Below are 7,913 nucleotides of genomic sequence, written 5' to 3'. Positions count from 1 at the left end.
CGAGGATTGCCGTCGCGCGGTGACGGGGCGGACCGCTGCGGGCACAACCGTGGCCCGGTCCGCGGCTCAGCAGTACTCGACCGAGTCGGTTTCGCTGGGGACCTGGTTGTCCGACACCCATCCCCAGGCGCCGGTGTCCGTCTGGGTGTACAGCCAGCGGGTGGGGTGCGGACCGTTGACCTCCCCATTGGGGGAGCCGTTGTCCTTGCAGACGAACCAGCTCGGGTTGCTCACCAGCGTCCCGACCGCTGGCCAGTCAAAGCTCATCCAGCCATACGCCGTGGTGGGAGACACGTTGTTGCAGTAGGACGCCTCGTGGACCGCTGTTCAGCGGGTCTTTGGCCGTGAAACCGGCATCCCACCAACTGCCCGCGGCATGCGCAGCGGTGGCCGGAATCACGGCCACGGCCGCCGAGAACAGGTTGACTGCGGACAGGCCGACAAACTTGCGCGATATGTGCATTTCGCAGCCCGGAGGATTCGCCTAGAGGTGGACGTTGACCTGGTTCACCCGAACCTGTTCCAGGTGGACGCTGTCCGCGTGAGCGGGGCGTCGGCGAGTACGAACGCTGCGGCCACAGCGACTCCGGCAGCGCCCACGCGCAGGCTGGTCCGTTTGCCGACCGCGTTGTTCTTCACTATGGCTCCCCGTGGTTGCGGAACTCGTCAGGCTCCTCACCCGCCATCCTCGGCCAGGACGGCCGGCGCGTCATCCTGCGAGCCCTCAGGGCGGAATCGCCACGGGATTCTCGATCGCGATCGGTGCGCGTCAGTGCTTGCCGCTGACGCCTGGAGCTCCCGTACGAGGATCGCGACCGTCTAGTTAACGGCTCTTTCGCACATGCGCCGGTGACGGTGCGTCAGATCGCTTATGACGGTGCCCGGGCCGAGGCCCGGGCACGTAGTCGCCGTCATGCCGGTCGACGCGGCGGCGATGTCAGTTCGCGGTGCCGGTGAACGCCATGGAGTTCAGCTGGCCGCCCGTCGCGGGCTGCCAGTACACGTCCATCTCCTGGCCTTTCGCCATCAGCAGGGGAACCACGGTCTGGCAGCCATAGGGCTGCAGGGTACCTGCATAGGGGCAGGGGCCTTGCGGATTGTTGATGACCACACAGACGTGGCTGAGGTTGGAGTTGGTGCGCTGCTCGTACATGTACTCAGCCATCTTCGGCTCGGCGTGGATGGAGAACCCTGACAGGTCGGGGCGATTGAGTACGCCGTTCAACCGGGCGGCGGCGTTGTTGCTCAGTTGCAGGTCGCTGGCTCGCCAGGGCCGGCCATTGATCAGGAAGACCTGGTTGCGCGAGCTTTGGAACTGGTAGGTGGTGCCGCCGGCGTCAATGCCGTAGCCGGTCGTCTGCGTGGTTCCGAGAGTGGTCAGGGCCTGGGTCAGCGCGCCGGTGTCGCATCCGTTCTGGTCTGTGCCCTGGCTTTGCTGCTGGCCGGCGGGCTGGGACTCGGCCTGGGCGGCGATGGCGCTTTCGATCTGCTTGAGCGTGGCTTTGAGCAGGCCACTGACGACCTGGTCGGCCAGGCGGTTGAACAGGTCCTTCTTCCACTGCGCCTGCTGGCCGTCGGCCTGGTCGTTGCAGTCGGGGTAGCTGGAGGAGGCTTCCTGTTGCAGGGCGCTGCGGACGGCCTCGGCGAAGGCGCTGCTCTGGTCGTAGAGGGAGGAGGACGCCTCGCGCAGCACGGTCGCGACGATCTGCGAGTCGGAGGTCGGCGGGTTCTGGTCGCCTTGGGCGGCCAGGTCCGAGGCCCACGTTTCGGCGTTGTTCAGAATCCAGTTCTTGATGAACTCGGAGAACAGGACGTCGTCGCTCTGCTGCGCGACGCACTGCGCGGCGGTGGTGGACTGGCCCGTGGCGCCGCTCGTTCCAGCGGGCAGGGTGGGGCAGCCGACGAGGGTGCCGGGAAGGGTGGAGGGCGCAGGGATATAGCCGACGCCGCCGATGCCGGTGGGGTACAGGATCTGAATGCCGCCGCTCGGGGCGCGGCAGGTGGCTTTGACGCTGGCGCCGCTGGTCGTGCCCAGCGGGGTTCCCGAGAGGTCCGCGGTGGCGTAGACCTCGGTATTGAGGCCGGTGGTGAGCGTGAGCGCGGAGTCTGCGCTTGCCACGCGGATATGCGCGGTTTGGCCGGGGCCTTGGTTCAAGGCGCCGCTGGCGTCCAGGCCGGCGCCTGCGGCGACGATTGCCACAGCGCCGAGTGCGGCGGCGGTGCGCCGTGATGGGAAGTGGGGTCGGTTCACGGGACTTGCTCCTCATCCGTGATTCGGCCCGGGCTGACCGGGCTTACGGGATCGATTCGGCTTTCAGTCAGCCGGCAGGGTTGACGCGGACGTACGCATCGACCTGGCCGGGCGCGGGCAGGGGGCTGTACTGGACCGTGGCGCCAGTGTGTGGGGCTTCGATGACGGTGCCGTGGCCGATGTAGAGCTGGACGTGGCCGAGGCCGTTGCTGAAGACCAGGTCGCCGGGCCGCAGCTGGTCGCGGTTGATGCGGGTGCCGGCGTTGATCTGGTCGTAGGTGGTGCGCGGAAGGTCGATCCCGGCGGCGCGCCACGCTGCTTGGATCAGACCGGAGCAGTCGTAGCCGCTGGCGGTGGTGCCGCCCCACAGGTAGGGCACGCCGAGCTGCCGCTCCGCGAACGCCACCGCGACCGCTGCGGCACCGGTCGGCGCCGCGTTCGCCGGCGCTTGGACGTGGTTGTCGACCGCACTGGCCGAGGGGTGGCCGGGTGGTGTGGAGACGGCTGGCCGGTGCGCTGGTGTGCGAGGCGAGGCTGTGGTTGCGGGGACGAGCAGAGTGCGCCCTGCGTAGATCAGTGTGCTGTGGCCCAAGCCGTTGAGAGCTTGCAGCGTGGCGACGGTGGTGCCGTGGCTGCGCGAGAGCGCCCAGAGTGTGTCGCCACGGTGCAGGGTGATGCGTAGCACGGTGGCCGAGGTGGACGACACATACGGGCGCGCGGACAGCGGCTTCGTGTCGGCGACGGGTACCTTGGGAACGGGCCGGACGGGTACTGAGGTGGTGTCCGGGGCCGCGGGCCGCTGCGGCGCCGGTGTGGCGTGCGGTATCGAGGCCGCCACGGTGTCATGAGCTGCCACGGTGTTGTGAGCAGTGCCGCGGGGCGCACAGATGACGGCCAGGGCGAGCAGCAAAACAGCGAAGAGTGCTGCGAGAGCGCTACGCACACGGCCGGCCGATCGGCTGCGTGCGCCGCGAGGGCGGTGGCGGGTCATCTTCGGCTCCCCGGATCACGGGACGCGGGCTGCGTCCGTCTTCGATCCAGGGATAGAGCCGTGATTGTTGACCTGACAGTGGCGGCGGCGTTTCCCGGACAACCGGTCAAAACCGGGCCTTGACGAGCGGTTCTGCGTTGCGCGCCGGGTGGTCCGCCTGGTGATCGGAAGGCTCGCGGCGCAGGCGCCCGGCCGTCGCTGGGGCGGGCCGGGCGCCGTCGGCGCTGGGGTTCGTGTCGCGTCGTGTACCGTGTCAGGGCTTTACACGGCGTAGATCTGGAACTCGTAGAGCGAGTAGCCCCAGCCGGTTCCCCGGGTCACCCCCTGCATCTTGACGTAGCGGGCGCGGGTGACGGGGAAGCGGTCGACGTCCTGGCCTCCGGTGCCCGCGCTCGTCGAGTACACCGTCGTCCAGTTCTGGCCGTCGGTGGACACGTCGATGTCGTAGGCCTTCCCGTAGGCCGCCTCCCAGTCCAGCACGACGCGCCCGACGGGCTGGACGGCGCCGAGGTCCACGGTGATCGACTCGTTGTCGTCCCAGTTGCTGCTCCAGCGGGTGCCCATGTCGCCGTCGACCGCCTGGCCGGGCGGGTAGTCGCAGACGGTCCACCACAGGACGGTGGAGCACTGCTGACTGGAGGCCGACACGGCCTTGCCCAGCGCCAGGTTCGCGATGTTGTCGCCGCGGTGCGCCGGGTACTGCACGACCTGCTGGAAGGTGGGGCGGTTCTGCCAGTTGCTCTGGGCGTCGGTGATCCCGCCCAGCGGGTGCTGCTGGATCGAGTCGGCGCACCACTGATCGCCGGCCGAGCAGACGCTGTCGCCCGGGTAGACCGACGTCGCCGGGGTCGCGACCGCGGTGGACAGCGCGCCGAGCAGCGCCTGCCGGCAGCCTGCGAGGGTGCCGCCGCCGCACCAGGGCTGGGTCAGCCCGCCCTGGACCGGCCGGCCGAGGATCGTGCGGATGTCCTTGTCGACGTAGCTGTACCAGCCCGACTGGAACGCGGAGCCCTTGTGCGCCACCCCGGCCTCCGCGCCGCCGTACGGCGAGTCGTCCACGCCCAGCACACCGGTCATCGCCGAGTACAGGTCCGGACCCATGCCCGGCTCGAACTCGGCCTGGACCAGCAGCGGCCACCACGCGTCCATGATGCGGATGGCGTCGGAGTCGGCGTAGGTGTGGCTGCCGGCCGCGCTCTCCCTGCGCTTGGCCCCGTCGGCGAGCCAGGTCTTGAGCTCGCTGACGGCGTTGGCCAGCGCGGGGTCGGTTGGCGTCCCGATCACCTGCAACAGCTGCGGCAGCAGGATCTGGCCGCGCAGGTCGGTGACGGCCGCGTCCTCCATCGCCTGCGTGAGCGAGGCGCGGGTGATCTTCTGCCCACTGTTGATCAGAGCTTTGATGCGGGAGTCGAGCAGGTTGCTGCGGTACACCGAGCCGTCGCCGAAGTCGGAGACCGTGTAGCCCTGCGCGATCTTGTTGTTCCAGGACTCGTAATAGTCCTGGTCGATGGAGTTCGGGTGCGCGGCGAACGGTGTGTTCGCCACCGTGTTGGTGGCCGCGTCCCAGTTGAGCCACTGGTGCGCGGCGTCGGCCGTGATCGGCAGGTTGGGGTCGTCGGCGGCCGGCCGGGTCGGGTTGAGGCCGGAGTTGTAGTAGGCGGTGTGCTTCGAGTCGACGTAGAACCAGTTGAACGTGTAGGTGATGTTGGACGCCGCCTGCTGGAACGAAGCCGGTCCGGTGACCGCGGCAGGGTCGTTGAACATCTGGAAGCCGATGATGGTGTCGACCTCGTGCTGATAGGTGGAGCGCAGCGAGGTGTACGCGACCGGTGCGCCGCCGATCGTGGCGCGTGCTTGCACGATGCCGAAGTTCGTGCGGAACGCGATGAGCTTGTAGGAGCCGGCCGGGGTGCTGTCGGCGACGGTCGGGCTCCAGGAGTCGTCGCGCTCGATCTGCTGCATCGGGGTGCACACGCCGTTGTACAGGTAGGCGCTGGAGTCCTTGGTCGCCGGCGTGCCGTCGGTGTTGCACAGCCGGACGGCGAAGGTGTCGATGATGTCCTGCCCGGCGGAGGTCGCGCTCCAGGAGTAGTCGGCGCCGCGGCCGAGCTCGACGTAGAAGTTCAGGCCCGCGAAGGCCGCGCCGCGCGCGCTGATGCCGGGGCCCTGAAGTTCCTCGAGCATGAGCAGCTGCGGCGCGAAGTAACCGGTCTGCGGACCGAACACGGCGACCGGGTTTCCGCTGTCGGTGTACTGGCCGGAGACGACCAGCGCGTTGGACATGCCGTGCTTCTTCGTGAACAGGTTCGCCGGCAGCACGCCGCCGTTCATCGAGCCGGTCAGCTTCGCCATCGCGGGCTGGGCCTTGAGGTTCGCGGCCGAGCGCGCCGACCGCGCGGCGGCCTGCGGTGAGACCGCGGCGGGCCCGGCCTTGGGCGCCGCTCCGGGGGCGCTCTTCGCGGCGGCGCTCGTGGCCGCCGAGCCGGTCGGGTCGAACACCAGCTGCTGCGGCGTCACCGAACCCGGATCGGGCATGGCCACGCCGGTGGCGTCGGCCGGGCTGGCGTTGAAGTCGAAGACCTGGCCGGAGTGCAGCGTGAGGTCCGCCTCCGGGTCGTTCTCCTCGCGGAAGGCCTGCCAGACCCGGTCGCCCTGCGCCACGCCGTACTTGGCCTCGGCGGCCTCCTTCACCAGCGCCGAGGCGACCTGTCCGCCGCCGCCGGCACCGAAGAGCGCGCCGACGACGGTGCCGATCGCGACCAGGTCGGTGGCCTGGAACGGCGCGATGCCGTCGCCGGTGAGGATGTTGGCGTTACCGGTCAGGTCGTACTCCCCCGGCCAGTCGAGCCCTGACTTGGCGTCGGCGATGTACTGGTTGAGGCCGGCGAGGTAGTCGGTCATGTCCTGGTACGCCTGCGCCCCGCGCGGGCCGCTGTTCTTCACGCGGTCGATCTGCGCCTGCAGGTCGCCCTCGGTGTAGGCGCCGTTGAGGTAGAAGCTCTGCTCCAGCTGCCGATTGCCCGGCGCGCCGCCGGCGAAGCTGGTCAGCTCGCCGCGTCCGACGTGCCGGAAGACGTCCAGCATCCACAGCCGGTCCTGCCCGGCGGCGTATCCGGCCCCGTATTCGGTTCCGGACCGCGTCGTGCCGTAGATGTGCGGGATGTCGTTGGTATCGCGCACGATCGTCACGTCGCCGCGCCCGCCCGGGTTGTACTGGCTCTGCACCTGCCCGGCCGGAACGCCGAAGGAGGAGGAGTCGAAGAAGTCGCCGAGCTTGGTGTTGTCCAGCCCGGTGTAGGAGTCCACGAGGCTGGCGTACTTGCCCAGCTGGTCGTCAGTGTTCGACGGCCGGTTCCCGGTCGCCTTGAACCAGAGGATCTGGGCGAGGGTTGCGCTGCCGTTCTCGCCCGGCGGCAGGATGTCGTTGCACTGGCCCAGGCAGTAGTCCGCGGCGGCCGCGGCGGCGGCCGCACGGGTTTTGGCTGTCGCAGGGCCCGTAGGAACCGCGACGGCCAGGGCCGCGCCCACCACGAGCGCGGCCGGTGCGGCCAGTAAACGGGCGCGGATGGGCATGCGCGGGCTCCCTTCGTGACGTGTGACGTGGCGCACGTTACTGCCGGGTAACAGGTCGCGAAAGAGCGTGACAGGCAACTGACTGGGACGGATGGCCAACATTGCGCAAAGCCCCGTCAGGCTGCCACGACCGACCCACAGAGCCCTTACATGCTGCGCCTTGACGCCGCTCCCCCGGCGCGCTGCGCCCGGCGGCATCGACGCCTCGCGCACGACCCACTCGGCCCTCGAAACCGCACGCATCGCTTGGGTCCAGCCTGGGCGTCCGTGCAGCCCGGTGATTTGCCCCGAACCTCAGCGCGCCCGCCGCCGCTGGCGCCCCGCGGTCCCGCACCCACCGACGAGACCGTGCGCTCGACAACCGCGCGCCGCCGGAATCGACCCGGCAATTCTTAGCACGTCTATTCGATCAGGTGTTACTGTCAACAGCATGGAAGGAGCGCTGCAGGGCTCGCTGCTGGACGTCGCGGACGAGGTCACCCTCGGTTCGCTGGACGCGTCCATGCGCCGTATCGAGCTGGGCGCGGACGCCTGGCTGGACGTTCGTCCGCACTGGATCGCCGGCGCGGACGACCTGTTCGCACGGCTGGTCGACCGGTTGCCATGGCAGGCGGAGCGGCGGCGCATGTACGACCGGGTCGTCGATGTACCCCGCCTACTATGCGGATACCGCGAGGGCGATACCTTGCCCGACCCGATACTGGCCCTAGCCCGCGAGCAGCTGAGCGCCCACTACGCGGCTGAACTGCGGGAGCCGTTCGCCAGCGTCGGTCTGTGCCTGTACCGGGACGGCCGCGACAGCGTCGCCTGGCACGGCGACAGATTCGGCCGCGGCGCCCACCAGGACACCATGGTCGCGATCCTCTCGCTCGGCGCACCGCGCACGTTCGCGTTGCGTCCTCGTGGCGGCGGCCCGGTCCGACGGTACGAAGTCGGCCACGGCGACCTGCTCGTGATGGGCGGCAGCTGCCAGCGCACCTGGGACCACGCGATCCCCAAAACCGCACGTCCAGTCGGCCCGCGCATCAGCGCCCAGTTTCGGCCCCGCAACGTCGGCTGACCCCCGGCGCGGCCTACTCGAGACCGCAGTGGTCCCGC

At 69.5% G+C, this 7,913-nt stretch carries 5 protein-coding genes; 1 reads left to right on the top strand and 4 read right to left on the bottom strand.

Annotation, left to right across the window (positions count from 1 at the left end):
- Positions 1-66 precede the first annotated feature (66 nt).
- From VFA06_RS24030 to VFA06_RS24015, 4 genes are all read right to left on the bottom strand, one after another.
- Positions 67-294 carry a hypothetical protein gene (locus VFA06_RS24030; RefSeq protein WP_324842974.1) on the bottom strand — a complete coding sequence of 76 codons (228 nt, stop codon included), beginning with the start codon at positions 292-294 and terminating at the stop codon, positions 67-69.
- 643 nt (positions 295-937) lie between these two features.
- Positions 938-2,119, bottom strand: coding sequence for a DddA-like double-stranded DNA deaminase toxin (locus tag VFA06_RS24025; RefSeq protein ID WP_324842973.1), 1,182 nt, complete (start codon positions 2,117-2,119; stop codon positions 938-940).
- 199 nt (positions 2,120-2,318) lie between these two features.
- Positions 2,319-3,107 carry a C40 family peptidase gene (locus VFA06_RS24020; RefSeq protein WP_324842972.1) on the bottom strand — a complete coding sequence of 263 codons (789 nt, stop codon included), beginning with the start codon at positions 3,105-3,107 and terminating at the stop codon, positions 2,319-2,321.
- Between the two features lie 396 nt (positions 3,108-3,503).
- The gene (locus tag VFA06_RS24015; RefSeq protein WP_324842971.1) at positions 3,504-6,815 is read right to left on the bottom strand and encodes a penicillin acylase family protein; all 3,312 of its coding nucleotides are present in this window, start codon (positions 6,813-6,815) and stop codon (positions 3,504-3,506) included.
- A 430-nt stretch (positions 6,816-7,245) separates the two neighbouring features.
- Here VFA06_RS24015 and VFA06_RS24010 point away from each other — a divergent pair, with 430 nt between their 5' ends.
- Complete coding sequence (locus VFA06_RS24010) at positions 7,246-7,875, top strand: alpha-ketoglutarate-dependent dioxygenase AlkB (RefSeq protein ID WP_324842970.1); 630 nt, start codon at positions 7,246-7,248, stop codon at positions 7,873-7,875.
- Positions 7,876-7,913 lie beyond the last annotated feature (38 nt).

It is taken from the genome of Actinocrinis sp. (assembly GCF_035653575.1).
In the GTDB taxonomy this organism is placed as follows: Bacteria; Actinomycetota; Actinomycetes; order Streptomycetales; family Catenulisporaceae; genus Actinocrinis.
This window is presented reverse-complemented; position numbering and strand designations above follow the sequence as displayed.